At 47.1% G+C, this 25,169-nt stretch carries 24 protein-coding genes and 1 tRNA gene; 13 read left to right on the forward strand and 12 right to left on the reverse strand.

All coding sequences use genetic code 11. The annotated features are described in order from the left end of the window. Positions 1 to 3: 3 nt before the first annotated feature. The 4 genes from OGY10_RS22935 to OGY10_RS22950 form a co-directional block, all read right to left on the reverse strand. Positions 4 to 474, reverse strand: coding sequence for a PTS sugar transporter subunit IIA (locus tag OGY10_RS22935; RefSeq protein ID WP_008786490.1), 471 nt, complete (start codon positions 472 to 474; stop codon positions 4 to 6). A 26-nt stretch (positions 475 to 500) separates the two neighbouring features. Beyond that, the gene (locus OGY10_RS22940; protein WP_032945399.1) at positions 501 to 2,054 is read right to left on the reverse strand and encodes a BglG family transcription antiterminator; all 1,554 of its coding nucleotides are present in this window, start codon (positions 2,052 to 2,054) and stop codon (positions 501 to 503) included. Positions 2,055 to 2,510: 456 nt separating this feature from the next. Then, the gene (gene yicI, locus OGY10_RS22945; RefSeq protein WP_286577452.1) at positions 2,511 to 4,829 is read right to left on the reverse strand and encodes an alpha-xylosidase; all 2,319 of its coding nucleotides are present in this window, start codon (positions 4,827 to 4,829) and stop codon (positions 2,511 to 2,513) included. Between the two features lie 10 nt (positions 4,830 to 4,839). After that, a complete protein-coding gene (locus tag OGY10_RS22950; RefSeq protein WP_048215282.1) occupies positions 4,840 to 6,222 on the reverse strand; it encodes a glycoside-pentoside-hexuronide family transporter in 1,383 nt (460 codons plus the stop codon). 290 nt (positions 6,223 to 6,512) lie between these two features. Between OGY10_RS22950 and OGY10_RS22955 the strand changes: the two genes are divergently transcribed. The 12 genes from OGY10_RS22955 (at position 6,513) to arsC (ending at position 18,146) form a co-directional block, all read left to right on the forward strand. Next, a tRNA-Sec gene (locus OGY10_RS22955) sits at positions 6,513 to 6,607 on the forward strand. Between the two features lie 163 nt (positions 6,608 to 6,770). Beyond that, positions 6,771 to 7,985 (forward strand): tyrosine-type recombinase/integrase, encoded by a 1,215-nt coding sequence (locus tag OGY10_RS22960; protein ID WP_039186036.1) that lies wholly within the window; start codon positions 6,771 to 6,773, stop codon positions 7,983 to 7,985. Positions 7,986 to 8,371: 386 nt separating this feature from the next. Beyond that, the gene (locus OGY10_RS22965) at positions 8,372 to 10,315 is read left to right on the forward strand and encodes an ATP-dependent nuclease (protein ID WP_229717746.1); all 1,944 of its coding nucleotides are present in this window, start codon (positions 8,372 to 8,374) and stop codon (positions 10,313 to 10,315) included. Continuing rightward, on the forward strand, positions 10,312 to 12,090 hold the full coding sequence (locus tag OGY10_RS22970; protein WP_202215727.1) for a UvrD-helicase domain-containing protein: 1,779 nt from the start codon (positions 10,312 to 10,314) through the stop codon (positions 12,088 to 12,090). The genes OGY10_RS22965 and OGY10_RS22970 overlap by 4 nt, the downstream gene beginning before the upstream one ends. Positions 12,091 to 12,340: 250 nt before the next feature. Then, on the forward strand, positions 12,341 to 12,712 hold the full coding sequence (locus tag OGY10_RS22975; protein ID WP_039186030.1) for an ArsR/SmtB family transcription factor: 372 nt from the start codon (positions 12,341 to 12,343) through the stop codon (positions 12,710 to 12,712). Positions 12,713 to 12,716: 4 nt separating this feature from the next. Continuing rightward, complete coding sequence (locus OGY10_RS22980; protein WP_039186026.1) at positions 12,717 to 13,196, forward strand: arsenate reductase ArsC; 480 nt, start codon at positions 12,717 to 12,719, stop codon at positions 13,194 to 13,196. 45 nt (positions 13,197 to 13,241) lie between these two features. Next, positions 13,242 to 13,682 (forward strand): protein-tyrosine phosphatase family protein, encoded by a 441-nt coding sequence (locus tag OGY10_RS22985; RefSeq protein WP_039186024.1) that lies wholly within the window; start codon positions 13,242 to 13,244, stop codon positions 13,680 to 13,682. A 159-nt stretch (positions 13,683 to 13,841) separates the two neighbouring features. Further along, positions 13,842 to 14,195, forward strand: coding sequence for an As(III)-sensing metalloregulatory transcriptional repressor ArsR (gene arsR / locus OGY10_RS22990; RefSeq protein ID WP_039186022.1), 354 nt, complete (start codon positions 13,842 to 13,844; stop codon positions 14,193 to 14,195). A 44-nt stretch (positions 14,196 to 14,239) separates the two neighbouring features. Further along, positions 14,240 to 14,602 (forward strand): arsenite efflux transporter metallochaperone ArsD, encoded by a 363-nt coding sequence (gene arsD / locus OGY10_RS22995; protein WP_039186019.1) that lies wholly within the window; start codon positions 14,240 to 14,242, stop codon positions 14,600 to 14,602. Positions 14,603 to 14,619: 17 nt separating this feature from the next. Further along, positions 14,620 to 16,371: an arsenite efflux transporter ATPase subunit ArsA gene (arsA, locus tag OGY10_RS23000; RefSeq protein WP_039186017.1), complete on the forward strand. Its 1,752-nt coding sequence runs from the start codon at positions 14,620 to 14,622 to the stop codon at positions 16,369 to 16,371. 47 nt (positions 16,372 to 16,418) lie between these two features. Further along, positions 16,419 to 17,708 carry an arsenite efflux transporter membrane subunit ArsB gene (gene arsB, locus OGY10_RS23005; RefSeq protein WP_050335309.1) on the forward strand — a complete coding sequence of 430 codons (1,290 nt, stop codon included), beginning with the start codon at positions 16,419 to 16,421 and terminating at the stop codon, positions 17,706 to 17,708. A gap of 12 nt (positions 17,709 to 17,720) precedes the next feature. Next, positions 17,721 to 18,146 (forward strand): glutaredoxin-dependent arsenate reductase, encoded by a 426-nt coding sequence (arsC, locus tag OGY10_RS23010; RefSeq protein ID WP_039186012.1) that lies wholly within the window; start codon positions 17,721 to 17,723, stop codon positions 18,144 to 18,146. Positions 18,147 to 18,177: 31 nt separating this feature from the next. Here arsC and arsA (OGY10_RS23015) read toward each other — a convergent pair whose 3' ends face one another. The 8 genes from arsA (OGY10_RS23015) to OGY10_RS23050 form a co-directional block, all read right to left on the reverse strand. Further along, positions 18,178 to 19,935, reverse strand: a complete 1,758-nt coding sequence (gene arsA / locus OGY10_RS23015) for an arsenical pump-driving ATPase (RefSeq protein ID WP_050335311.1) — start codon at positions 19,933 to 19,935, stop codon at positions 18,178 to 18,180. A 20-nt stretch (positions 19,936 to 19,955) separates the two neighbouring features. Next, entirely contained in the window at positions 19,956 to 20,318 is a 363-nt protein-coding gene (locus OGY10_RS23020) for an arsenic metallochaperone ArsD family protein (protein ID WP_039186011.1), read from the reverse strand. Between the two features lie 75 nt (positions 20,319 to 20,393). After that, positions 20,394 to 20,939, reverse strand: coding sequence for a sigma-70 family RNA polymerase sigma factor (locus OGY10_RS23025; protein ID WP_039186008.1), 546 nt, complete (start codon positions 20,937 to 20,939; stop codon positions 20,394 to 20,396). Positions 20,940 to 20,947: 8 nt separating this feature from the next. Continuing rightward, complete coding sequence (gene arsH / locus OGY10_RS23030) at positions 20,948 to 21,661, reverse strand: arsenical resistance protein ArsH (protein WP_039186004.1); 714 nt, start codon at positions 21,659 to 21,661, stop codon at positions 20,948 to 20,950. 1 nt (position 21,662) lies between these two features. After that, entirely contained in the window at positions 21,663 to 21,986 is a 324-nt protein-coding gene (locus OGY10_RS23035) for an ArsR/SmtB family transcription factor (RefSeq protein ID WP_039186002.1), read from the reverse strand. A gap of 194 nt (positions 21,987 to 22,180) precedes the next feature. Continuing rightward, positions 22,181 to 22,756, reverse strand: a complete 576-nt coding sequence (locus tag OGY10_RS23040) for a hypothetical protein (protein ID WP_039185998.1) — start codon at positions 22,754 to 22,756, stop codon at positions 22,181 to 22,183. A gap of 102 nt (positions 22,757 to 22,858) precedes the next feature. Beyond that, the gene (locus tag OGY10_RS23045; RefSeq protein WP_008324847.1) at positions 22,859 to 23,065 is read right to left on the reverse strand and encodes a helix-turn-helix transcriptional regulator; all 207 of its coding nucleotides are present in this window, start codon (positions 23,063 to 23,065) and stop codon (positions 22,859 to 22,861) included. Positions 23,066 to 23,158: 93 nt separating this feature from the next. Then, a complete protein-coding gene (locus tag OGY10_RS23050) occupies positions 23,159 to 23,740 on the reverse strand; it encodes a YagK/YfjJ domain-containing protein (RefSeq protein WP_039185993.1) in 582 nt (193 codons plus the stop codon). A gap of 456 nt (positions 23,741 to 24,196) precedes the next feature. Between OGY10_RS23050 and OGY10_RS23055 the strand changes: the two genes are divergently transcribed. Further along, on the forward strand, positions 24,197 to 25,108 hold the full coding sequence (locus OGY10_RS23055) for a hypothetical protein (RefSeq protein WP_229717749.1): 912 nt from the start codon (positions 24,197 to 24,199) through the stop codon (positions 25,106 to 25,108). Positions 25,109 to 25,169: the final 61 nt, after the last annotated feature.

The following is a 25,169-nucleotide window of genomic DNA, read 5'->3' on the forward strand; positions in this document are numbered from 1 at the left end:
TATTTAGCAGACATTGGATTCAGCATATTGGCTAAAAAGCTCAATAATTTTTTGTGGACTACTTTCAACTAATAGTTGTTCAATAATGTCGTCATCTGCCAACGCGCCAGCAACCTGCGAAAGCAGACGAATATGGGTGGTGTTTTGATCTTCAAGACGTACGGCAAACAGAATAATGCAGCGCACGTTGCTGCCGTCCAGGGTTTCCCAGGGAATATCCTGGCGGGTACGCCCAATCGCCAGCGTGGTATTGACCACCGCCGAGGATTTCCCGTGCGGGATCGCAATATGGTTTTCGAAGCCGGTCGAGCCTTCTGACTCACGTTGCCAGACATCCTGAATAAACGTTTCGCGACAGCTAATTGCTCCATCTTTTTGCAGAATATCCGTCAGTTCCTCAATAGCCTCCGTTTTGCTTGTAGCCTTCATGTCCAAAATAACGCGATTTGTATTGAGTATTTTCGTGATGTCCATCAATCATACCTCATGGAGTTCAGACATTAATTTTCAACGACCAGCGACGTCGCCCGATGTAATTTTTCCGTAATAACCGTTTCTGTTACCCGCTTAATATCCGCATCATTGAAGAAGGCAGTGACATACACGACCGGCATGGCAACCGCGGGTAAATTAATCGTCGATACCACCAGTTCAATATCGTCCGTCAGTACAGTGGGCAGGCTGCCTGCCGACACCACGCCGACGATAGTCCAGTCCGGAAAGGCGCGTAGAATACGGCTTTTGAGTAAGTGAGAAGTGCCGATACCCGTTGAACAGACCAGTAGTACGCGTTTACGCGCTATCTGACGCTCCATTGCAGCCTGAAAATGCACGGTTAAATATCCCACTTCATCTTCCGACACGGCCCGCTCGCCCCAACCGCTAAACACCCGATTCACCGCACATTGGGTCAGACGCCACACGTCCTGCAACTCGCCTTTGATATCCTCCAGCAGCGGATTACGAATGCGGATCTGGTAGTTCAGTCGGTTAATCAGCGGCTTAATGTGGATCAGCAATCCGTCATACAGCGCCGTGTCCTGGCTAAGATCGCTGTCGACCATCTCGGCGAAGGTGGCAATCAACCGATGGGTAATCAAACGCGCTTCGTCGCTGGAGTGCATATGACCAATCACGCTCACGTCATTATGCTCTTCAATCACCACACCCGAGGAGATAATGTATTGATATATAAACCAGACTTCGTCTTCCGGCAGCGGGTGGGCAATGCGTTTTTCGATATGCTGAATCATGCGACTGGCAATGGAAAATATGTTCTCATCACAGGTAGAGATGCTCTCTTCTTTTCTCGGAAGCGCATTGCCCCGCGTGATGCGGTACATCATGATCAGAATATGGGTAAAGATATTGACGTAATAAGGCTCGCCGAGCGACCAGCACAGGTCGTTCTCCATTTCCTGCAATAACGTCTGGACAAATAAAACGTCTTCTTCGCCAAAGTAATGCACTAACGCTTTATAACTGCCCGGATCCAGGCGTGAATAAATCACGCTGCCGGGTTCATTATGGTTAATCACACCGTTAATCAGCGACGCCATCGCCTGGCGCACACCGCTCTCGCTGCCTTCAATGTGCGTGCCGCTCTGACTACGAATCAACGACAGGCCCAACGGGGTAATCCAGGATTCAATTACTTTCAGATCGTTAACAATCGATGCGCTACTAATGAAATAACGTTCGGATAATTTACTGATCGACGTTTCATGCGGCGTTTCGCTTAATAATTGTGAAGCTATCTTGACTCGCCGTGAATTATTCATCATGCCGTCAGCATCATCACCCTCCGTTCCTAATAACTGGTCCATATATAAAAGGTCTGTAATATTATCAGCACTTAATATCACCCCAGCACCAGCACGTTTATCGATGGCTATTTTCCATTCTGATAACCATGGTTCCAGTAAGCGCAGATCGCGCTGCACAGTTTTCTCTGAAACAGATAAATATTCGGCAATTTTCAGCAGCGTGACATATTCCTTCTTAGACAGAAGAAATTTTAATAATCTGTTTTGTCGCGAGGTAATCATTTGCATTATTTACCCTTATTACATACCAGATTAAATATCTATACCCGTCATACTTCAAGCTGCATGTGCGTTGGCTTTCCTCGCTCACCCCAGTCACGTACTTATGTACGTTCAGGGGATTCGCTGCGTCGCCGCCTTCCTGCAACTCGAATTATTTAGGTTATAAAGAAGCATTGATGCTCCACGTGTAATCCGTGATGATAAATATAAGAGGACTACGATGCGCCAACAATACTAAATCGTGTCCTGTATTCCGGACAGAAATAAGACAAAAACGGGAAATAGTGAAATATTTACGGCGCAGATCACATTTTTCGTGGGATTCAGAGTGATATTGCTCGCAAATATGGGGAGATAAAAATTTAATTCAGGATGTTTTGGATTTTCAGATCTGGAATGCTGCTCGCAGCGTGGGCCGGATAAAACGCATTGCGTCGCCATCCAGCCCACGTTGAGATTTACTTACAGGGTAATCGTCAGCACATCCGCATCCGGCGTGACAACCGTTCCCCACTCACTGCCCACAGATGAGCCGCCCTTCACGCCGCTAACCTGCGTAATATTACGCAGACACAGCGTCCAGTTGCGCGCTTCGCCACTTCCTTGCACGGTGATGGTATTACCCGTGCGCGTCGCCTTCAGCGTGAAGATAACCGAACCGTCAGCCGCCGGGACTTCACAAATCGCCTCCCGACCCTCCTGCAGATGGAACAGCTGGAACGCCGTCCCTTCGTGCCAGGCGTAGTCCGGCTTCTGGTTGTTGCAGCCCAGCGCCAGCAGTGTATTGTCGCGCACATAAACCGGCAGACTCAGGAAGTCATGCTGCTGCTTATGCCAACGGCTGCCCACCACCTCGTCGTTACGCCACAGATGCGTCCAGCGTCCTTCCGGCAGATAGAACTGCACATCACCCGCCTCGCTAAACACCGGCGCAACCATCACGCTATCGCCCAGCATGTACTGGCGGTCGAGATAATCACATGCCGGATCGTCCGGGAACTCCAGCATCATTGCGCGCATCATCGGCGTTCCGAGTTCATTGGCGCGCGCCGCTTCGCGATACAGGTATGGCATCATGCGGCATTTTTGCTCAGTGAAGTAGCGCACCACATCGCAGGATTCATCATCGTACGCCCATGGAACACGGTAGGATTTACTACCGTGCAGGCGGCTGTGGCTGGAGAGCAACCCAAACGCACACCAGCGCTTGTAGACGTGCGCCGGGGCGGTATTCTCAAAGCCGCCAATATCGTGACTCCAGAAGCCAAAGCCGGACAGGCCGATGGACAACCCGCCACGCAGGCTTTCGGCCATTGATTCATAGTTGGCGTAGCAGTCGCCGCCCCAGTGCACCGGGAACTGTTGCGCACCCACTGAGGCCGAACGGGCGAACAGCACTGCCTCTTCTTCACCGACGGTCTCTTTCAGCACGTTCCATACCAGTTCGTTGTAGATGTACGCATAATGGTTGTGCATTTTCTGCGGATCGGCACCGTCAAACCACTTAACGTCAGTAGGAATGCGTTCGCCAAAGTCAGTTTTGAAGCAGTCAACGCCGATATCCACCAGACCTTTCAGCTTGTTGGCATACCACTCGCAGGCTTCAGGATTGGTAAAGTCATAAATCGCCAGGCCCGGCTGCCATTTATCCCATTGCCACAGGGAGCCGTCCGGGCGCTTGAGCAGATAACCTTTCTCTTTCAGTTCATTGAACAGCGGGGATTTCTGGCCGATATAGGGGTTTATCCATACGCAGACCTTCAGCCCTTTCTCTTTCAGGCGGCGGATCATGCCTTCCGGGTCAGGGAAGGTCACCGGATCCCACTCAAAGTCGCACCACTGGAAGGCTTTCATCCAGAAGCAGTCGAAATGGAAGACGTGCAGCGGCAGATTGCGCTCGGCCATCCCGTCGATAAAACTATTCACCGTCGCTTCATCGTAATTAGTGGTGAACGATGTAGTCAGCCACAAACCGAATGACCAGGCTGGCGGCAGCGCCGGACGACCGGTAAAGCGAGTATAGCGATCCAGCACCGCTTTCGGCGTTGGGCCGTCGATGACGAAATATTCCAGATACTCGCTTTCAACGCTGAACTGCACTTTTGACACTTTCTCAGAGCCAATTTCAAACGACACGCACTGCGGATGGTTTACCAGCACGCCGTAACCACGGTTGGTGAGATAAAACGGGATGTTCTTGTAAGACTGCTCGGTACTGGTGCCACCATCGCGATTCCATGTTTCCACCGTCTGGCCGTTACGTACCAGCGCAGTAAAGCGCTCGCCCAGACCGTACACTGTTTCGCCAACGCCCAGATCCAGGCGTTCAAACATATAGTTTTTCCCGCTGTTGGTGTCCTGCACGTAGCCGTTATTTTTCAGCTGGCTGCCGGTAATACGTTCGCCGTTACGCAGGAAATCCAGCGACCAGAACTCACCTTTAGTGACCCGCACGCTCAAATTACCGCTTTTCAGTTCGGCAAATTCAGCGGTGTTTTGTATCTCTACGTTGACGTCCTGCAGCACGTTCAGCGAATAGTGCGGACCGTTATTCAACGCGCCCTGGAAATGTTCCATACGCACACCCACCACGCCTTCCTGTGGCGAGAAAAAGCGCAGGGTGAAGAGTGGAGTATCCAGTTGCCAGGTACGTTCACGCACATCGCGCGGCGCAACGTAGACAATCATCTCGTTACCCTGTTGCTCGACCTCGAATACCTGAATCGGGTGAGTTAAATTCAGGCCAGGCTGCGTCAGCCAGTTTCCGTCGCTAATTTTCATCGTTGGTTCCTTAGTTCTGTAATTCTTTCGTCGAAAAATCCTGCTGATTGCGGTGCGCACCCTGAGCCAGCTGACTCATGATTTCCGTCAGATACGGCGTTTTCAGGGTATAGAAGCGTTTGGCAATCACGGCACTCAACAGGTAACAAATAGCCGGGACAATCGTGAACAATGCGATAATGATGCTAATGGTGGCGCTATTCTGGGTTTTCGCTGCGGCATCGTAACCGCCGCCCGCCAGCATCCAGCCGATCATCGCCCCGCCGAGCGCCAGACCCAGCTTGAGCACGAACAGCGTGCCCGCGAAGCTGATCCCCGTCAGACGTTTTCCGTTACACCACTCGCCGTAATCAACGGTGTCGGACATCATCACCCACTGGATTGGCGTCACGAGCTGATGCAGTACGCCAATCACGAAGATGAAGGCGAACATGGTGAGATTTGCGTGCATCGGCACAAAGAACATTGCCAGACTGACGACCGCCAGCAGGGCGTTCGTCCACCAGAAGACGCTGACTTTGCATTTCCAGTCAGTCAGCGGTTTTGCCAGCGCAGAGCCGATAAGATTGCCGACGCAATAGGTGGTGAGGAAGGCGACAAACACTTCCGGGGTACCCAGAATCCAGGTGACGTAATACATCATCGCCCCGCCGCGAACGCAGACGGCAAGGATGTTGAGGATGGTCAGCAGGCCGACGATACGCCATTGGTCGTTCTGCCAGATGTCGCGCAGGTCTTCACGCATTGAGTTGCTGCTCGGCGGCGCTTCCACACGTTCTTTGGTAGTAAAGAAGCAAAACGCCAGCATCAGGAACGCCACAACCGAAAGCACGGCAATCCCGCCCTGGAAGCCCAGCGCTTTATTTTCACCGCCAATCAGATTCACCAGCGGCATCATCAGCACGGTGGAGAGCATGCCGCCCGCCGTCGCCAGCACAAAGCGCCATGACTGCAGGGAGATACGCTGCGTTGGGTCATTGGTTATCACACCGCCCAGCGCGCAGTAGGGAATATTCACCACGGTATAAAGCAGGGTCAGCAGCGTGTAGGTGATTGCGGCATAAATCATTTTGCCGTGCAGGCTGAGATCCGGCGTGCTGTAGGCGAGCACACAGACCAGACCAAATGGCAGAGCGCCAAACAGCACCCATGGGCGGAATTTCCCCCAGCGTGAACGGGTGCGGTCGGCGAGCAGTCCCATGCAAGGGTCTGAGATAGCATCCAGCGCGCGAGCCAGTAAGAACATCGTGCCGACAAAACCGGCCGGGATACCAAAAATATCGGTATAGAAGAACATCATATATAACATAACGTTATCAAAGATGATGTGGCTGGCGGCATCGCCCATGCCGTAGCCAATCTTCTCTTTAACGGACAAAATCTCACTTTTCATTACGCATCCTTGTTAGCACTTTCACACGCACTGATACCGGTTACAGTTCTTGTAAACCATCCCTGTGAGCGCGGGTATTCCGATATCTCGTTATCAAATTACGATTCTTGTTTTCTGTGATCAGAGTAGCGTCAAAAAATGTGTCTAAGTGTAAGTAATGGATTTTGCGGGGATTTATTTGAAACTGGTCATGGTATGGAGAAACGGAAGTTAAAAAAGTGAGTGAGGGGGTGTGGAAACGTTTGGAAGTAGCTATAATGCGCCCCGCCTCCATGTAGCAATCGAGGCGCGGAAGATCGTCATCTCCGGTGAGGTGGCTGGACTTCAAATCCAGTTGGGGCCGCCAGCGGTCCCGGGCAGGTTCGACTCCTGTGATCTTCCGCCAATTAACCTCTCCTGAACTCCACCATATTCAATAAATCCCTTATAATACCAATAAATAAAGCCATCAGCGCTCTACTAATGTCAACTCATGTCTACCGGAATCAAGTACATTCTGGGGGCATCATAGGGGGCATTGATGATGCCCCCATTTTGAGGTGCCCCCAATGAAGCTAACAGCCCGACAAGTTGAAACCGCTAAGCCTAAAGATAAGTCATACAAACTCTCTGATGGTGGCGGGCTTTATCTTGAAGTGACAGCCAGTGGTTCTCGCTATTGGAGATTGAAGTATCGCTATGGCGGTAAAGAGAAACGCCTGGCTTTTGGTGTCTACCCAGAGGTATCACTCGCTGAAGCGCGTGATAAACGCGATGTGGCAAAAAAGGTTATAGCAGCAGGAAATGATCCTGGTGAGATAAAGAAAGCCGAGAAAATCGCCCAAAAAATCAGCTTTGAAAATACTTTTGAAGCAATTGCTCGCGAGTGGCATCAGCATAAAGCAGACCGCTGGTCACTGCGTTATCGTGATGAAATCCTTGATACCTTTGAGAAGGATATATTTCCCTATACGGGGAGGCGTCCAATCGTCGATATGAAACCCATGGATTGGCTTGAAATTCTTCGTCGAATAGAAAAACGCGGTGCTTTAGAGAAAATGCGTAAAGTGCGTCAACGCTGTGGTGAAGTGTACCGCTACGCTATCGTAACTGGCAGAGCTGATTACAACCCCGTGTCAGATCTTGCAACAGCCTTAGCAACTCCTAAGAAAACACATTTCCCGTTCCTCACTGCCGAAGAGCTACCACACTTCATTAAAGATCTGGCTGGATATACTGGTAGTGTAATAACCAAAACTGCCACACAGATCATTATGCTAACCGGTGTACGCACGCAGGAAATGCGTTTCGCTCGCTGGGAGGATATTGATTTTGAGAAGAAATTATGGGAGATCCCGGCTGAAGTGATGAAGATGAAACGACCTCACATTGTGCCGCTTTCGGATCAGGTCATTGCATTGTTTAAGTTAATTGAACCAATTTCAAACCATCGCCCACTAGTGTTTATCGGCAGGAACGACCCGCGTAAACCAATTAGCAAAGAGAGCGTAAATCAGGTTATTGAGCTGCTGGGATATAAGGGCAGGCTTACGGGGCATGGTTTCCGTCACACAATGAGCACAATTCTGCATGAAGAAGGCTTTAACTCAGCGTGGATTGAAACGCAGCTTGCTCATGTGGATAAGAATGCGATTCGCGGGACGTACAACCATGCACAGTACCTGGATGGGCGTAGGGAGATGATGCAGTGGTATGCAGATTATATTGATAATTTAGGAAAGGAAGTGATTGTTACTAAAGGGGTATTTGGAAAAACAGCATAGTAACATAACCCCATCCATTTAGGTAACTGGATGGATGGGGTTATTGTAAGACTTCCCAACAAATCAATTGAAAAATCAAAGCGTTACTTGCTATATTGAATTAATCAAAATGTACCAATTGCTACTGAATCTGCCGATATCCGGTAGCGGGGAAATATTACATTTGGCAGATGAACTCACAGCAAAGAGCAGACGTACTAACTAAATAGATATTTTGCAAGATGCGATCTTAAGCACTCTCATTGAATGTCAATCTGTTGATCATTTTTTTGTATGCTTTCATAATGTTTTATCAAAAATGCTCTTTACCAGAATGACTAATAAGAATTTCAAGACAAATAATCATTATCTATAGCCAATGTTTTTTGCAAGGAAGAAAAATGCACTTGAGTAAACTGAAAATAAATGGTTTCCGCTGTTTTAATGACTATTTTAACATTCATTTATCTCGTGGATTGAATGTAATTGTAGGTGAAAATGGTGCAGGTAAAACTGCAATCATTAGTGCAATTAGACAGTTATTTATCGATTCTGAGTCTGGAAGATATAGCGTCAGCAACGATGATTTTTCATTTCCATTTAAGATTAATGGAGAAGCAGCAAATTCTTTCTCTATTCAAGCAGAGTTCGATGAACTGAGCGTAAGCGATAAAGTAACCCTCTTACCATGGATTGGATCTAATAAAACTGCAGTTCTAAATTTAGAAGCAGAAAATAAAGAAATACGTGGTAGATTTAGAAAGATACTTTGGGGCGGAAAGTCGAAAAGTTCTCTATTTGAGCCTGAGTTACTGGATTTAATCCAATGCATTTATCTACCCCCATTAAGGGATGCTGAATCAAAGTTGTCCAATGGTCGCCAATCACGTTTATCAAAACTACTTAGAGCATTGAACCGAAGAGAGTTAAAGCGCTCTCGTAAAGATGGTAAGCCTCATCCGCTAGAAGAAAAAATCAAGGAGTTTAATACTACGTTAGCTGCTGATGAAAACCTCGGTATTAAAGATGCTAATGAATTAATAACAAAAAACTTGATTAAGGCAATAGGTTATAACTTTGGACAAAAAACCAGTATACAATTTGCAGAAAGTGATTTTACAAAAATAGTAGAAAGTTTAAAACTTCTTTTTTTTCCAGATTTATCAAATGAAGATCAATCATTATTCCGTAGTTTAAGCCAAAATAGTTTGGGATATAATAACTTACTATATATTGCATCTATTTTAGCTGAATTAACGTTAGATGATGATGACGATGATGAGCAACCCCTTTTAAAATTACTGCTTATAGAAGAACCTGAAGCTCATTTACACCCACAGTTGCAAATCAGGCTTCTCAATCACATAAAATCCGTAGCTGACGAAAATAAAAATGTCCAGATAATTGTCACTACTCACTCAACGGTATTAGCTTCATCTGTTGAACTTGAATCAATCATTCATTTATCTAAATCCCATAATCCAGTTGCCACACCGTTGCGAAATTGTGGACTAAAAGAAAATAGTTCTCAGTTCATCAACCGATGGCTGGATGTTACAAAATCGAATCTATTGTTTGCCAGTGGTGTGATTTTAGTCGAAGGGATTGCCGAACAAATGTTAATACCGGCTCTCGCAAAAAGAGTGCTTAGTAATCAAAATGACGGTAAAAGAAGCCTAGAAGACATTGGTGTTTCAACAATAAATCTGAATGGAATATATTTTAAACACTTTATGCAACTATATTGCAACGTTAAATCAGTCGATGATGTCGACGAAGAAATTAATGGTGAAAATATTCCAATTCGATGTGCAGGTTTAACAGATTTAGATCCACCAAAGACTATTAAAAAAAAGGTTGCGGGCCTCGATAACACAGACGAAATTAAGGAAATCATCGAAGATTTCATACCTTATGATGGAAACATCAAAGATGGTAATAATCATGCTATCAAACTCGTAGAGTCTATTAATAATTCAAGTAATGCACGATTATTCGTAAGCAAATACAAAACACTGGAATATGATCTTGCCATGGAAGGAAATAATGCTGCGCTGATGTCAAAAATAATTGCATCACTGTGGCCAAAACCCCAGAAAGGTGAAAGTGAAATAATCAATGATTTCAATATAATGTCAAATATTGATTGGACAAAAAAAACAAATAAAGAAGTCGCAGAAGCTGCATATAAAATCCTAAATCGAATTGACGATGATAATATTGGGAAAGGTATGTTCGCACAAGTTATGACAGAAAAACTCAAAGACCCAACGTTAGACTTTATTGTTCCTGCTTATATAAGGGATGCAATTTTGTGGGCGACATCATTAGAAGTTGGCGGTGAAAAATGATGGATAACCAATTCACTGATGAACAAATTAATTATATTAATTCAAGTATTGATAAGCACATTTTTTTGGAAGCTTGTCCTGGGAGTGGTAAAACTGAGGTCGTAGCTGCCAAACTAGCGAAGGAAATATATATCTGGAATAAAAGACCAGGGGGGATAGCTGTACTTTCTTTTGCTAACAGTGCTACAGAAGAATTAATTAAAAGAGTATCAAAATACTGTAATGCAGGGCAATCCATATATCCTCATTTCATTGGCACATTTGATAGCTTCATTTACAAAAACATAGTATCTCCATTAGCAACAGAATTAACCAATTACACAGGGACTGGGAACGATGCTACAATTAGAATTGTAGAGCCATCTGCACAAATGGGGTACAGAACAAAATATAGTTACGCAAAACGTGGCAACATCCATGCCCATCACTATTCTCACAACCTTAGAAGCGGAGGTATAATTTTTGAGACTGGGGATGCAGTATTTGATAGAGCTTTAAACACCCTCAAGTTAGAGAATTGGCAAATTCAGGATTTTTCAGAGACAAAACGTAGAATGCTAGATGGAGGTTTCGCGACTTACCGAGATATTGAATATTTGGCTCTGCGAGCTCTTAATGAGGAAAGATTTAAGCATTTTGTCAGTTTATTAGCAAAGCGCTATCCGCTGATTATAATTGATGAATGCCAAGACTTATCGGAAGAACAATTAACTATTTTGCAAATACTATTAAATCAAGGGACAAAATTGCAATTTGTCGGGGATCTTCATCAAGCTATTTATGGTTTTCGTGAAGTTGAACCCGCGAGAGTAAAAAAGTTTATTATCGATAATAATTTTAACATTTTAGAATTAACGAGAAATTTTCGTAGCTGTCAAAATATTGTTAATCTTTGCGCAAAGCTCACAGGTCGTAACAATATCAACGGAAACGTAACTTGGCTAGATCCAAGATGCTTAGTCGTTCAATACCAAAATAGCCCAACTGAACTCACAGATACCTTTGACAGCATATGTAAAAATTATAATAAAAACGTAATCGTCTCAAGAGGCCACTCAAATTTATTAAAGTTTCAAACATCCGAAAATGAATTGAACAATATCCAAAAACTTGCCCTGGCCATTAGTATTTATAACTCAGACGATATGAGTATGTTAACTAACTCCTTGCAACTATTCTCGGAATTTATTCGCCATCATCTTAAAGAAAGCTGCAAAACAAAAGACTTTAATTGCCCGTATTCGGTTAATTCTTCTATTTCCTGGCGTAAATTTCTGTGTGCATCATTGAGCTACATGAATAGTATTGGACTTCAAAATATGAATATTTCATGGTCTAATTGGGTTAAGCAAGCTAAATCTTCAATTCGTATACTATCAAGTAAAGAATTTTGCCCTACCAATATTTCCGCAGCATTAGCACCATTAGCTAGTGTAAACTTAACTTCCCCATCAGGCTTAGCCAACAAAGAAGTAAACTCTACTTTAGGTACAATATCCGAATCAACATCGCTGTATGGAAGATCTACTATTCATGGTGCTAAAGGTGAGACCCATGATGTAACAATAGTGGTATCTTCCACCCGTTCAGGTAAAGATTCACATTGGCTTGACTGGCTCAGCGATCCAAAAAGTGAGGCTGCCAGATTCGCTTACGTGGCATCATCAAGGCCACAGCATTATTTAATTTGGGCTGTGAAAACCCTTAAAAACGAAGAAAAAAAGAAACTTGAGGCTATTGGTTTTACTGTTCTTCCACTCGATACTAATACATGAGCGAATAAGTAAAATTGAGAATCCTTTAGAGCTTACCATACCAGGGTATGCACTATGGAATACAGCGATTCCTTGAAGGCAACACCATGAGTTAAGGTCCATTCGGCGGCATCATCCTTGTTTTTTTGAAGCTCAAGATCATTCATTTACGCCCCCTAATTTTTACCTGACACTTAATTGGAAATTGTTACGAGGTTACCAGCCTATAAAGTCCGGTTGATTACTTCAATAGTTCTTGTAGCATTGAATTATGAAAAAAGACACCGCAACTCAAGTTTTTGAATCCCTGGCTTCTGGCATCCGACTGGATGTCTACCGCTTGCTGGTGAAAGCCGGGCCACAGGGGATGGTCGCGGGGCAAATTGCCTCAAGCCTTGCCATTGTTCCAAATAATTTGTCATTTCATCTCAAGGCTATGACCCGTGCCGAATTGCTATCGGTTGAGCAAGAAGGACGTTTCCAGCGTTATCGGGCCAACATCCCCTTGATGCTGGAGTTGATAACTTTCCTGACTGAAGAGTGTTGTTCTGGTCATCCGGAAAAATGCATATCTCTTTACTCTGATCCCAGTTGCTCCTCCACAGAACCACCGGCACCCACCAGGATAAATTGTGAGGACTAGTCTAATGAACGTTTTGTTTCTGTGTACCGGTAACTCTTGTCGATCCATTCTCGCCGAAGCGACATTCAACCATCTTGCACCAGAAGGCTGGCATGGGATGAGTGCCGGGAGTCATCCGACGGGTCATGTGCACCCTCGCTCACTTGCTTTACTGGCTCGTGAAGGTATCGCCACCGAGGGATATTTCAGCAAGTCGTGGGAAAACCTACCCGATGTACCGGATATCGTAATCAGCGTCTGTGGCAATGCTGCCAATGAAACCTGCCCAGCCTATTTGGGGCCTGTATTGCGAACCCATTGGGGAGTTGAGGACCCTGCTCATGTCACAGGGACGGACGAGGAGATTGATGCGGCTTTTGTAACGGCATACACCATTCTGCGCGCGCGTATCGAGGCGTTTTTTACTCTTCCACTGGCAAAGTTGCAGCAGGATAAAACCATGCTGAAAGCCGAGCTGGACCGTATCGGTAATCTGGTGGGTTAAGTATTTAGTCTATTTTTTTAATTTATTAGGAGCGAAAACAAGTACATGAGCAAGTTATATCATGCACTAATACCGGGCCATATTTACTGTGGCGGCGCTAATGATATCCAGCAGATGGTGGATGAAGATGGCATCGAAGTGGTGGTTGATTTACGTGCCGAATCGACGGGCTGTGCTGCACATCAACCAGAGGTGCAGTGGGTACATATTCCATTGAGTGATCATGCCGAAGAACCTGAGGAACAATTGTTCCGTGATGCAATTCTCGCGGTAGTGGATGCCTACCAAAATGGTCATAAAGTGGCATTTCATTGTGGTGCAGGCAGAGGGCGGACTGGAACTGTGGCAGCGGGAGTCTTGCTGGAATTAAAAATCAGCAAAACCTTACCGGAAGCGGTTGAACTGGCTAAATCTATTCGCCCAGTACTCAACATCAAGCCAATTCAGTATCAGGCGTTAGGCCTGCTCTACCCTGAACCCAACTAAATAAAAGACTCCAGTTTTCCGCTGCTCATACTAGTGCAATGCTGGAGTTTTTCGTTCTTAATGCAACCTGTGCCACTCAATACACATATGGATATTCAAATATAACTTTGACATCTTGCAGCAGTGGGAGGACACTACTTCATAAAAGCAGGAGGACTAATGTCGCCAATTTCATCCCTACAACTCTTCAAAAACCTGTCTGATGAAACCCGTCTGGGTATCGTGCTCTTGCTCAGAGAGATGGGGGAACTGTGCGTATGTGATTTGTGTACGGCACTAGAGCAGTCACAACCTAAAATCTCCCGCCATCTGGCAATGCTACGGGAAGGCGGGATTCTTCTGGATCGAAAACAAGGGAAATGGGTTCACTACCGCTTATCTCCACATATTCCTTCCTGGGCTGCTCAGATTATTGAGCAGGCCTGGTTAAGCCAACAGGACGACGTTCAGGCCATCGCCCGTAAGCTGGCTTCAGCTAACTGTGCTGGTAGCAGTAAGGCTGTTTGCATCTAAAATTTGCCTGAACATATATGATTTATCAAATGTGAGGTATTGAAATGAAAACGTTAACTGTATTTGACCCAGCGTTGTGTTGCAGCACCGGTGTCTGCGGTACAGATGTTGATCAGACTCTGGTTGATTTTTCTGCAGATGTGCAATGGCTGAAAGGTCGTGGTGTTCAGATCGAACGTTACAACCTGGCACAACAGCCGATGAGCTTCGTTCAGAACGAGAAGGTGAAAACATTCCTTGAGGCTTCTGGAGCAGAAGGGCTTCCGCTGTTGTTGCTGGACGGCGAAACGGTGATGGCAGGACGTTACCCAAAACGCGCTGAACTGGCTCGCTGGTTTGGCATTCCGCTGGAGAAAGTGGGATTAGCGGCTTCAGGCTGCTGTGGTGGCAATACTTCTTGTTGTTAAGTATGTCAGGAGGACATATGAAATTCTTACAGAACATCCCCCCTTATCTATTTTTTACTGGTAAAGGAGGCGTTGGTAAAACCTCTATTTCCTGCGCCACGGCGATCCGTCTGGCAGAACAGGGGAAACGGGTGCTGCTTGTCAGTACTGACCCGGCCTCAAACGTAGGTCAGGTCTTTGGTCAGACTATTGGCAATACCATTCAGCCAATAGCCTCTGTCCCTGGATTGTCGGCACTTGAGATTGATCCGCAGGCCGCTGCTCAACAGTACCGGGCTAGAATCGTTGACCCAATTAAAGGCATCCTGCCTGATAACGTCGTGAGTAGCATCAACGAGCAGTTGTCGGGAGCATGCACAACAGAGATTGCTGCATTTGACGAGTTTACCGGATTACTGACAGACGCCTCTCTGCTGACCCGGTTTGACCATATCATCTTTGATACCGCACCGACCGGCCACACTATTCGCCTTCTTCAGCTTCCCGGAGCCTGGAGCAGCTTTATTGAAAGTAATCCGGATGGCGCTTCCTGCCTTGGGCCAATGGCTGGCCTGGAAAAGCAGCGCGAACAGTATGCCCATGCCGTTGAAGCGTTGTCAGATCCAGCTCGTACCCGACTGGTTTTAGTTGCCCGACTGCAAAAATCTACCCTGCAGGAAGTCGCCCGAACTCATTTAGAACTCGCCGCAATCGGCCTTAAAAATCAGTACCTGGTCATCAACGGCGTTCTGCCCAAAACAGAAGCGGCAAACGATACACTGGCTGCGGCAATATGGGGCCGTGAACAGGAGGCGTTGGCCAATCTTCCTTCTGATCTTTCCGGGCTGCCAACTGACACGTTATTCCTCCAACCGCTCAATATGGTTGGCGTGTGTGCATTAAGCGGGCTTCTCTCCTCTCAGCCTGAAACAGTATCCTCTTCTGAAGAATACATTCAGCAACGACCTGAAATTCCGTCGCTCTCAGCGTTAGTCGATGATATTGCCCGTAATGAACATGGGCTGATTATGCTTATGGGTAAAGGTGGTGTGGGGAAAACCACGATGGCGGCTGCCATTGCCGTCAGACTGGCGGATTTGGGATTTGATGTCCATCTGACAACCTCAGATCCAGCAGCACACCTCAGCACAACCCTGAACGGCAGTCTTAACAATCTACAAGTCAGCAGGATAGATCCTCACGAGGAGACGGAGCGCTATCGCCAGCATGTCCTTGAGACAAAAGGAAGAGATCTGGACGATGCAGGGAAACGCCTGCTGGAAGAGGATTTACGCTCTCCCTGCACCGAAGAAATTGCAGTTTTCCAGGCCTTTTCACGCGTGATTCGTGAAGCGGGTAAACGCTTCGTGGTCATGGATACGGCACCCACCGGGCACACGTTACTGTTGCTGGATGCTACCGGCGCGTATCACCGCGAGATTGCTAAGAAAATGGGAGAAAATGGTCACTTCACCACTCCGATGATGCAACTGCAGGACCCGGAACGAACCAAAGTATTACTGGTCACGCTACCGGAAACCACGCCGGTACTTGAGGCGGCAAATTTACAGGCCGACCTTGAACGTGCAGGAATTCACCCCTGGGGTTGGATTATCAATAACAGCCTTTCCATAGCTGATACCCGTTCCCCCCTGCTCCGCTTGCGGGCTCAGCAGGAACGTCCGCAGATCGAGAGCGTTAAAAACCTGCATGCCAGCCGTGTAGCACTTGTCCCCGTACTGGCGTCAGAACCAACCGGCATCGACAAACTCAAACAACTCGCGGGTTAATTATTGCCATCATTCAGGGCAGCAATGCTGCCCTTTCAGGAGGTTTTATGTTACTGGCAGGAGCCATTTTTATCCTGACCATCATATTGGTTATCTGGCAGCCGAAGGGATTAGGGATTGGCTGGAGCGCCACGCTGGGGGCCGTACTGGCTCTGGCATCGGGGGTGATACACATTGCTGATATTCCGGTGGTGTGGAATATCGTCTGGAATGCGACGGCAACGTTTATCGCCGTTATTATCATCAGTCTGTTGTTGGACGAATCCGGCTTTTTCGAATGGGCTGCGCTGCACGTTTCTCGCTGGGGGAACGGTCGTGGCCGTCTGCTGTTTACCTATATCGTTCTACTCGGCGCGGCAGTAGCGGCACTGTTTGCCAACGATGGCGCGGCACTTATTCTGACGCCGATTGTTATTGCCATGCTGCTGGCGCTTGGCTTCAGTAAAAGCACCACGCTGGCATTCGTGATGGCCGCAGGGTTTATTGCCGATACCGCCAGCTTGCCGCTTATCGTATCGAACCTGGTCAATATCGTTTCGGCTGATTTCTTCAAACTGGGATTCACGGAATATGCCTCGGTAATGGTGCCGGTGGATATCGCCGCCATCGTCGCCACTCTGGTGATGCTGCATCTGTTTTTCCGCAAAGATATCCCGCCCACTTATGATCTGGAACGACTGAAAGAGCCCGCAAAAGCCATCAAAGATCTGGCAACATTCAGAACCGGTTGGATTGTATTAATTCTTTTGTTAGTGGGCTTTTTTGTACTCGAGCCACTGGGTATTCCGGTCAGTGCCATTGCAGCAGTAGGGGCAGCAATCCTGTTTGCTGTGGCAAAAAAAGGTCACGGCATTAACACCGGTAAAGTGTTGCGTGGGGCACCATGGCAGATCGTGATCTTCTCGCTGGGGATGTATCTGGTGGTCTATGGGCTGCGTAACGCAGGGCTGACAGAATACTTGTCTGACGTGCTGAACTTACTCGCAGATAAAGGCCTGTGGGCAGCCACGCTGGGAACGGGATTCCTGACCGCATTCCTCTCTTCTATCATGAATAACATGCCTACCGTATTGATTGGCGCATTGTCGATTGATGGCAGTACCGCGTCGGGTGTCATCAAAGAAGCGATGATTTATGCCAACGTCATTGGCTGCGATCTGGGGCCCAAAATCACCCCTATTGGTAGCCTGGCAACGCTGCTCTGGCTACACGTACTTTCACAGAAGAATATGACCATCACCTGGGGATACTATTTCCGCACCGGGATCGTCATGACTCTGCCTGTGCTGTTTGTAACGCTGGCCGCGCTGGCGCTACGTCTCTCTTTCACTTTGTAATGAGATACTGATATGAGCAACATCACCATTTATCACAACCCAGCCTGCGGCACATCGCGTAACACGCTGGAGATGATTCGCAACAGCGGTAATGAGCCGACCGTTATTCTTTACCTTGAGACTCCACCTTCACGCGATGAGCTGGTCAAACTCATTGCTGATATGGGCATTTCCGTCCGGGCGTTACTGCGTAAGAACGTTGAGCCGTATGAGGAACTGGGTCTTGCAGAAGATAAATTTACTGATGACCAGTTAATCGATTTTATGTTGCAACATCCGATCCTGATTAACCGTCCGATTGTGGTGACGCCACTGGGAACTAAACTTTGCCGTCCTTCGGAGGTGGTTCTGGATATTCTGCCAGAGGCTCAGAAAGCGGCTTTCACCAAGGAAGACGGTGAAAAAGTCGTTGATGAGGCAGGTAAACGACTGAAATAAAGATGAAGGGGGGCAAATGCCCCCTTCATTATTACTTCGCCATCTCTTCCAGCAGGTCAATACCAACCGGCTCTTCGCTCTGTAGCGCTGTGAGTGCAATACGTTTTGCATATTGTTCTTCCACATCAGAGATAAGTGGCAGCTCGCGGTTCGCCCTGGTCTTCAGGAAAGGTGAAGACGGTTCAGCTGCCGCCAGGCTGTTATTCACAACCCATGCCCATGGCTCGATGCCAGCTCGACGCAAATCCTGCTGCAGGTTTGCTGCTTCCAGTACAGGTGTCGTTTCGGCAAGCGTCACGATAATCACCTTCGTCTTCTCCGGGTCTTGCAATTGCATCATTGGCGTCAACACATGGTCATGTGTTTGCCCCATCTGGCGCACCATTTCCCGGTGATAGGCCCCTGTTGCATCCAGTAGCAGAAGCGTATGACCCGTTGGCGCTGTGTCCATAATGACAAAATGGTCGTCGGCCTCTTTGATGATCCGCGAGAATGCCTGGAAGACGGCGATCTCTTCAGTACATGGCGAGCGGAGATCCTCTTCCAGCACCGCCAGTCCTTCCGCATCTAACCCTTTGCCCTGATTTTCCAGTACAAATCGACGATAGCGCTCTGTCTCCACCTTCGGATCGATACGGCTGACCTGCAGATTTGGCAGTGAACCATCCAGCGTGTAAGACAGATGTGCTGCCGGGTCGGATGTGGTCAGGTGGACTTTGTGGCCGCGTTTCGCCAGCGATACCGCGACTGATGCCGCAACGGTCGTTTTGCCCACTCCGCCTTTACCCATCGTCATGACCAGCCCTTTGCCTGTCTGGCTGAGTTCATCCACCAATGAGGATAGTTTCGGCAAATCCAGAGTATTCAGCGTGGTAGCCGGGAGCGGCTGCGAGGCTTTGCTCGGTGTAAATAATTCCCGCAGGGCTTCCAGACCGACCAGATTAAATGGCTTCAGATACAGCTGCGAGCAGGGAAGATTAGCCAGATTATCAGGCATTGCCTGTAATGCTTTTTCTTCCCGAGCCAGAATACTTTGCGCCAGTGGATCATTCTCACCCGCAAACGGCGGCAGCACACCATTGATGGCAAGGTGCTGATGCTGCAAACCGATAGCAGACAGCTCATCGTGCGTATGAGAAACCTCTTTCAGCGTTGAAGCCTGGGCACGGGCTACCAGCACTAAGCGCGTGAGTGCTGCATCAGACAGCGCTTTAACCGCATCGGAGTATTGGTGCTGTTGTTTCTCCAGCCCTACCAGAGGCCCGAGGTTAGCGGCGGCATCGGGGTTCGCTTCCAGATAACCGCTCCAGGCCCCCGGAAGCTCAAGCATGCGGATGGTGTGACCGGTTGGCGCGGTATCAAATACAATATGGTCATATTTTTCCCGCAGCTCATGATTGGTCAGCAGACCGGTAAACTCATCAAACGCAGCGATTTCCGTGGTGCATGAGCCGGAGAGTTGCTCTTCAATGCTGCTGACCACATCAGCTGGCATCAGCCCGCGAACAGGGTCGAGCACACGATCACGATAGGCTTGCGCTGCAGCCATCGGATCAACTTCCATCGCGGCAAGATTTTCTACAGTACTAATATCTGTGATTCGGTGGCCGATAGTCTGGCTAAATACCTGGCCGACATTGGAAGCCGGATCGGTACTCACCAGAAGCGTTCTCTTACCCTGATCGGCCAGCCATACTGCAGTAGCACAGGCCAGAGATGTTTTACCCACGCCACCTTTACCGGTGAAGAAGATGAACGGGGGAATGTCTTTTAAAAATGGCATATTCATCAGTGATAGCTCCTCTGGAATTAAGGCATACGTGGAATGCTGCAGCAACGCGGTTGCGTACTGTCTTCACTCCAGTCCTGAGTTAGCGGAATACCTGCCCAACGGGAGATATCTTCACGAGTCGGCAGTTTGCCTGCCATCACCAGCTTGCCGTCGAGCAAGGTGACAGGGAGGGACTCCATCCCTGATGTGTTCAAAAACTCTTTGATGACAGGGGTGTTCAGGAACTGCTGCGGGTTTTTCGCAAGGCTGTAGCGCTGAATATCAACGCCATTCTTTTTCGCCCATTCGGCGCTGGCGTTCCATTTAACGGCTTCGTCGCTGACCACAACGCTACTGGTTGCGCAGCAACCTGCTGCTTCAAAGATCTCAATTTTTGACATGGATTGTTTACCTCAGTGTTTAGTCATTTGGCTTTACACTGAGGTAAACGAAGGTGGTGGGAAAAAGATGCGCGATTAGTTCATTTTTTTGTGGCAGCAGACGGGAGAATTGCCATCAGCCTCAATCTGACAGAGTTCTGTCATCGTCTCCTTCAGGTGCTTTCTGGCCCGAAGCAGACGGGATTTAAACGCGGTAAGCGTAATACCCAGTTCATCGGCCAGGGACTGCTGAGGACGCCGGTTAAGATCGGACTCTTCAATCAGCCACCGCTCATCTTCGGGCAATGCCTGTAATGTTTCAGGTAGGCAAATATCCAGCGTTGAGATGGCATCAGGGGAGGCGTCTGTGAATGGGGCATCTTCTTCCAGCTCAACGAACTCCCTGGTGGTGCGGTACTCATCAATCAGCAGATTCCTCGCCGCCCGATACAGCCAGGCTCGTGGATTATCCATTTCACAGAAACTGTCTGAATGAGTGCGGGCACGCAGGAATAGCTCTTGCAGAAGATCTGCCGCTTTTTCGCTATCACCTGTCTTCGATGTCAGAAAGCGAGAGAGTTCGGCTTCATGTTGCCGCCAGAACACGCTCATGCAGTTGTTGAATGCCGTTACATCACTCATACCAGCCCTCAAATTTTGCTCTGATTAACCCGCCGGGAAAGTTCCTCTGCCGACTCTTTTCGTTCGCTGTAGCGATCAACGAGATAGGCTGAGTTACCTCGGGTCAGCAGTGTAAATTTCACCAGTTCTTCCATTACATCCACGATGCGGTCGTAATAAGACGAGGGTTTCATTCGTCCATCTTCATCAAACTCCTGCCAGGCTTTTGCCACAGAGGATTGATTTGGGATGGTGATCATCCGCATCCAGCGGCCAAGAATGCGCATCTGGTTGACGGCATTGAAAGACTGAGAGCCACCGCAGACCTGCATTACGGCCAGTGTCTTACCCTGCGAAGGGCGAACAGCGCCTTCAGAAAGTGGTATCCAGTCAATCTGGGCCTTCATGATGCCAGTCATCGCACCATGGCGTTCAGGTGAACACCACACCATTCCTTCGGACCAACGAACCAGCTCACGCAGCTCCATGACTTTAGGATGCGAGTCAGGCGCATCATCAGGAAGAGGCAAACCAGAAGGATTGAAGATCCGCACCTCTGCGCCCATGGCGGTCAGTAACCTTGCCGCTTCCTCAGTTGCCAGTCGGCTGTAGGAACGTTCGCGTACAGAGCCGTACAGCATGAGGATACGGGGAGGATGGGGAACAGCAGGAATGCCTAATCTTGCCTCTGTGATTGAGGTGTCAAACAAACCAGAATCAACATTCTTAAGATCGCCTGTCATTTTACTTCTCCGTCTTCTGGGGCATGGTGAGGCAGTCGTTAGTCCCTGAACAGCATTCTTCTGTCAGGAAGGTAATGAGAGCCTCAAGGTTCTCATATCGAGCATGGCAATAGAGCGTTCTACCCTGGCGCTCCTGGCGTACCAGAGAGACTGATATCAGCGATGAGAGATGATGGCTCAGCGTAGAAGCAGGGATTTCAAGCCGTTTCTGCAATTCGCCAACCGGTAATCCTTCATGCCCGGCTTTAACCAACGCTCTGTATACGCTCAGGCGCGTAGGATGGCCCAGTTCTTTCAGGGTATCTGCTGCTTTTGAAAGCTCCATTTGCATCTCATTTCTATATTTCTGGAATAATGGAAATATATCGTATCCTCCAATAAATACCAATAGTGAATAGCCTTGCCCCTGAACATTTTGGATAAAGAGGGGGCGTCATTGAGAAAAAGTGGGTAGTAGGGAGGAGGAGTTCTGCTTTTTTGCTAGGTGTAAAAGCGCCTTGGCACAAATCGGAACTGATATCAGTGGCCGGTAAATAGCAGATATTCATCCATCATTTGCGTGAGAGATATGTTTTCCTCCTGCCGTCCAACCAGCCACAAGCCTAGATCTTCAGGTGCCTTACGTTTCAGGTTATCCAGCCAGTCTTCCAGCGTCGCCCCCATCATCAGATCGTACCAACATAGCCAGACCAGTTTGTGGCGATGCTCCGGTGAGCTGAATTGTTGTAACAGGCTAATCAGCCTATTTGCCAGTGGGCGTTGTTTTAGGCGGATACATTCACTCAGCAATATCCCTTCCAGCATTGGGTGGTGCAGTAAAGTTTTTTGCTTTGTCTGCAGGCTGATTTGCATATCAGTGACTATCGATAATGGCTCCGGGTGCTGACTTCCGTAAATCAGTCGGTAAAGGCATTGTGGTACCACTGCAGTCATCTGCCCCGCGCCGGGAAAGTACAGACTGCCCACCATCAGATGGTGGCTGGCCTGGATATTGGGGTGACACATGCCATTTATGATGGCCAGTTTTGTAAACCCGTTTAGCCAACGTTGATAGCTGTCCAGCAAACTGTCATATCGCGTCTTTGTCTCTTTCATGGTGAATTATCCCTGAATACTGAATGACAGGCAGCCGCAAACCTCCGCAATGAGCGGATAAAGAGTCTGCCAGTCAGGAAAGTGATATGTAAGGAGAGGTATCTAGCTGTGTGATTCGTCGATTCTCGCCTGTAGCCAGGCTTCCACTTCACTTTTCCGCCAGCGAGAGCTACGTCCCAGCTTTATCTGTTTAGGGAAAAGCCCCTCCTTGATGAGTCGGTATATCCATTTATCACTAACCCCAAGTAGGCTGGTGATAAACACCATATCGATAAACTGATCTTCGAGCAGGGAAGGTTTAACGGTCATGATTTGATTCTCCGGTAGCTAAGTGGGAACCGGAGATGGGTTAAGAATTACTGCTGCCCTCTCCGGCATAGCAACCGGTGCTGCTGTAAAAAACTAACTAAACTTTCTTGGTCTACCCTGCCTTGCAGGCGAAGGAACCTCATTACAACCCCAAATTAGATAACCATATTTTTGGTCTTCTTTTGTTAGATAACTGGCTATACGTCTGAGACTGTTTATGGCTTCGTTATTGTGATACTCAACAACATTGTTAATGTTGTCCTGATGATATTTCTTTGGTTTGCATCGCTGGTATTTTCCCTCGCCATAGGTAATTTGATGCCACAGTTCCCCGGCCTGTAAAATGAATGGGAATGATTTCTGATGTTCTCGGCCATTAAGATAAAAAATAGCATGGGCATGAACTGCCCCTTCTGATGTCCATTCCAGTACCCAGAAACTACCGACAACGCCAGGAAGGCTGATCATTGTCTGAGTAAGCTCTCTGAGGTCATCCTGTATTTCGATCGAGGAGTTACGAATGAATCGATTAGTACCCCGCTGGTAATCAAAATCCATTCGAAACGCCAGTATCTTGGCGTGACATGCCAGGATCTGATTAAGATGATGGTTAATCAGATTCAGCAGGAAGTCATTAGGGATGATTTTCTTTAAATGTGGGTAATGTTTTTGCATTGCTCTGTTCCTTTGAGTTAATCCAAAGGAATTGGTACATCTGTTTTTTTCTGTCACTTAAAGGATGCCTGCAAGGCAAGTTTTAATCACTTTTGACGGCTATATATCATCCCATGGTGGGGATGTTAGATGTCTATCAATTGGGATCTACTCTCTATAATACCAATTAACCTTAATTATTCTTTAACCTGATAACATTCCTCGGTTTCCCTACTGTTTTCTGCAAGCTGCCCGTGGCAGTCATCTGGGGGGCACATAGTCAATTTATAGTGTTTTCGGGATACTCATTTAGATGATGCATATCATACTTTCTTAATTATCAATAGATTCAAGGCTTGAAGAGCTGTTACAGAAGCTTACTACAATCAAAAAAGAACGTAGTATACTACGTAGAGTGCTACGTCTTTTTCTACGGTTGTTGTTACGTTTGAGGTTATGATGAGTGCAGGAAAACGAGTGACCAGTCTCTGGATGAAAAGAATAAATTTATGGCTTTACTGGGATATCTTTCGCTCAGCATTGATGCATGTTGATGAGTCTCGTGAATTAGTGGGAAGAATAGATGATGCCACTCTTTTCAAAGAGTCTTGCATTAAGTATATGAATAAAAAAGAAATGGTTAAATATAGGAGTGCGGAGGATTTCTTTGAAAAGAGTAAGCGAGAGGTTGAGGGTAAGTTAATACCTTTTAGTGAACTTGAGTGGATTGATTGTGAGCGTTCGTTGTCATTTGTTGCTAATTATATCCATGCCGAATATAAGCTATATACAAATAATAATGCCCCCTCTCTTCTTGATATCACTTTACCTGAATGGAGCCTTGATTCTGATAAGGGTGGCGTAAATTATGACGGGTTAATTCTTTTGATCGACTATCAATGTCGTGTATCAAGCTTTAACCATATCCGTTCAAACTTAGAGCATTTGAAAAATTCTTGGCTCCGTATCAAGAAAAAATTTGGCAATCCGTTCTGGTTCTCATCAACCAGACATGATGCTAAATACCAGGCAGATTATCAGTGGGTGATGTCTTACTTCGATAAGAACAAAATGATTAATGGTAATGTGGATTTTTGGTTTGAAAAAAATATGAATCTGAAAGTTCATTCAATCTTTGATCAATGGGTTGAGAATAAATCCGATGCTGAAGGTGAATTGTTTATTATAAAAACAAAAAAAGCATGGGGGCAGAAAAAATTCAGAGATAGTGTTGCAAACAAAAAGGTTCTCAATACCTATATTAGCAAAGGCAGTAAGAGAAAACTTGATTATCTGGTCAGTAAAAATGAAATGAAAATCAATGAATTAATTGAGATACTGATCAATGATGCATACGCAAAAGCTAAACTGAAAAGTTGGGAAAATTAAAAAATATTACAGATATATATCATCACTCTGAACATATCCCATTAACGGCAGAACCACGAGG

The sequence above is a fragment of the Citrobacter sp. Cpo148 genome (assembly GCF_030332375.1).
Lineage (GTDB): Bacteria > Pseudomonadota > Gammaproteobacteria > Enterobacterales > Enterobacteriaceae > Citrobacter > Citrobacter portucalensis.

What these genes read in the sequence shown, in the direction of transcription:
- OGY10_RS23050 (WP_039185993.1), bottom strand. Translation starts at nt 23,740, where the DNA reads ATGCAAAAACATTACCCACATTTAAAGAAAATCATCCCTAATGACTTC.
- OGY10_RS22960 (WP_039186036.1), top strand. Translation starts at nt 6,771, where the DNA reads ATGAAGCTAACAGCCCGACAAGTTGAAACCGCTAAGCCTAAAGATAAG.
- OGY10_RS22975 (WP_039186030.1), top strand. Translation starts at nt 12,341, where the DNA reads ATGAAAAAAGACACCGCAACTCAAGTTTTTGAATCCCTGGCTTCTGGC.
- OGY10_RS23045 (WP_008324847.1), bottom strand. Translation starts at nt 23,065, where the DNA reads ATGACCGTTAAACCTTCCCTGCTCGAAGATCAGTTTATCGATATGGTG.
- arsC (WP_039186012.1), top strand. Translation starts at nt 17,721, where the DNA reads ATGAGCAACATCACCATTTATCACAACCCAGCCTGCGGCACATCGCGT.
- OGY10_RS22940 (WP_032945399.1), bottom strand. Translation starts at nt 2,054, where the DNA reads ATGCAAATGATTACCTCGCGACAAAACAGATTATTAAAATTTCTTCTG.
- OGY10_RS23025 (WP_039186008.1), bottom strand. Translation starts at nt 20,939, where the DNA reads ATGAGTGATGTAACGGCATTCAACAACTGCATGAGCGTGTTCTGGCGG.
- arsA (WP_050335311.1), bottom strand. Translation starts at nt 19,935, where the DNA reads ATGAATATGCCATTTTTAAAAGACATTCCCCCGTTCATCTTCTTCACC.
- OGY10_RS22935 (WP_008786490.1), bottom strand. Translation starts at nt 474, where the DNA reads ATGGACATCACGAAAATACTCAATACAAATCGCGTTATTTTGGACATG.
- OGY10_RS23040 (WP_039185998.1), bottom strand. Translation starts at nt 22,756, where the DNA reads ATGAAAGAGACAAAGACGCGATATGACAGTTTGCTGGACAGCTATCAA.
- arsB (WP_050335309.1), top strand. Translation starts at nt 16,419, where the DNA reads ATGTTACTGGCAGGAGCCATTTTTATCCTGACCATCATATTGGTTATC.
- OGY10_RS23035 (WP_039186002.1), bottom strand. Translation starts at nt 21,986, where the DNA reads ATGGAGCTTTCAAAAGCAGCAGATACCCTGAAAGAACTGGGCCATCCT.
- arsD (WP_039186019.1), top strand. Translation starts at nt 14,240, where the DNA reads ATGAAAACGTTAACTGTATTTGACCCAGCGTTGTGTTGCAGCACCGGT.
- yicI (WP_286577452.1), bottom strand. Translation starts at nt 4,829, where the DNA reads ATGAAAATTAGCGACGGAAACTGGCTGACGCAGCCTGGCCTGAATTTA.
- arsH (WP_039186004.1), bottom strand. Translation starts at nt 21,661, where the DNA reads ATGACAGGCGATCTTAAGAATGTTGATTCTGGTTTGTTTGACACCTCA.
- OGY10_RS22980 (WP_039186026.1), top strand. Translation starts at nt 12,717, where the DNA reads ATGAACGTTTTGTTTCTGTGTACCGGTAACTCTTGTCGATCCATTCTC.
- OGY10_RS22970 (WP_202215727.1), top strand. Translation starts at nt 10,312, where the DNA reads ATGATGGATAACCAATTCACTGATGAACAAATTAATTATATTAATTCA.
- OGY10_RS22950 (WP_048215282.1), bottom strand. Translation starts at nt 6,222, where the DNA reads ATGAAAAGTGAGATTTTGTCCGTTAAAGAGAAGATTGGCTACGGCATG.
- arsA (WP_039186017.1), top strand. Translation starts at nt 14,620, where the DNA reads ATGAAATTCTTACAGAACATCCCCCCTTATCTATTTTTTACTGGTAAA.
- OGY10_RS23020 (WP_039186011.1), bottom strand. Translation starts at nt 20,318, where the DNA reads ATGTCAAAAATTGAGATCTTTGAAGCAGCAGGTTGCTGCGCAACCAGT.
- OGY10_RS22985 (WP_039186024.1), top strand. Translation starts at nt 13,242, where the DNA reads ATGAGCAAGTTATATCATGCACTAATACCGGGCCATATTTACTGTGGC.
- arsR (WP_039186022.1), top strand. Translation starts at nt 13,842, where the DNA reads ATGTCGCCAATTTCATCCCTACAACTCTTCAAAAACCTGTCTGATGAA.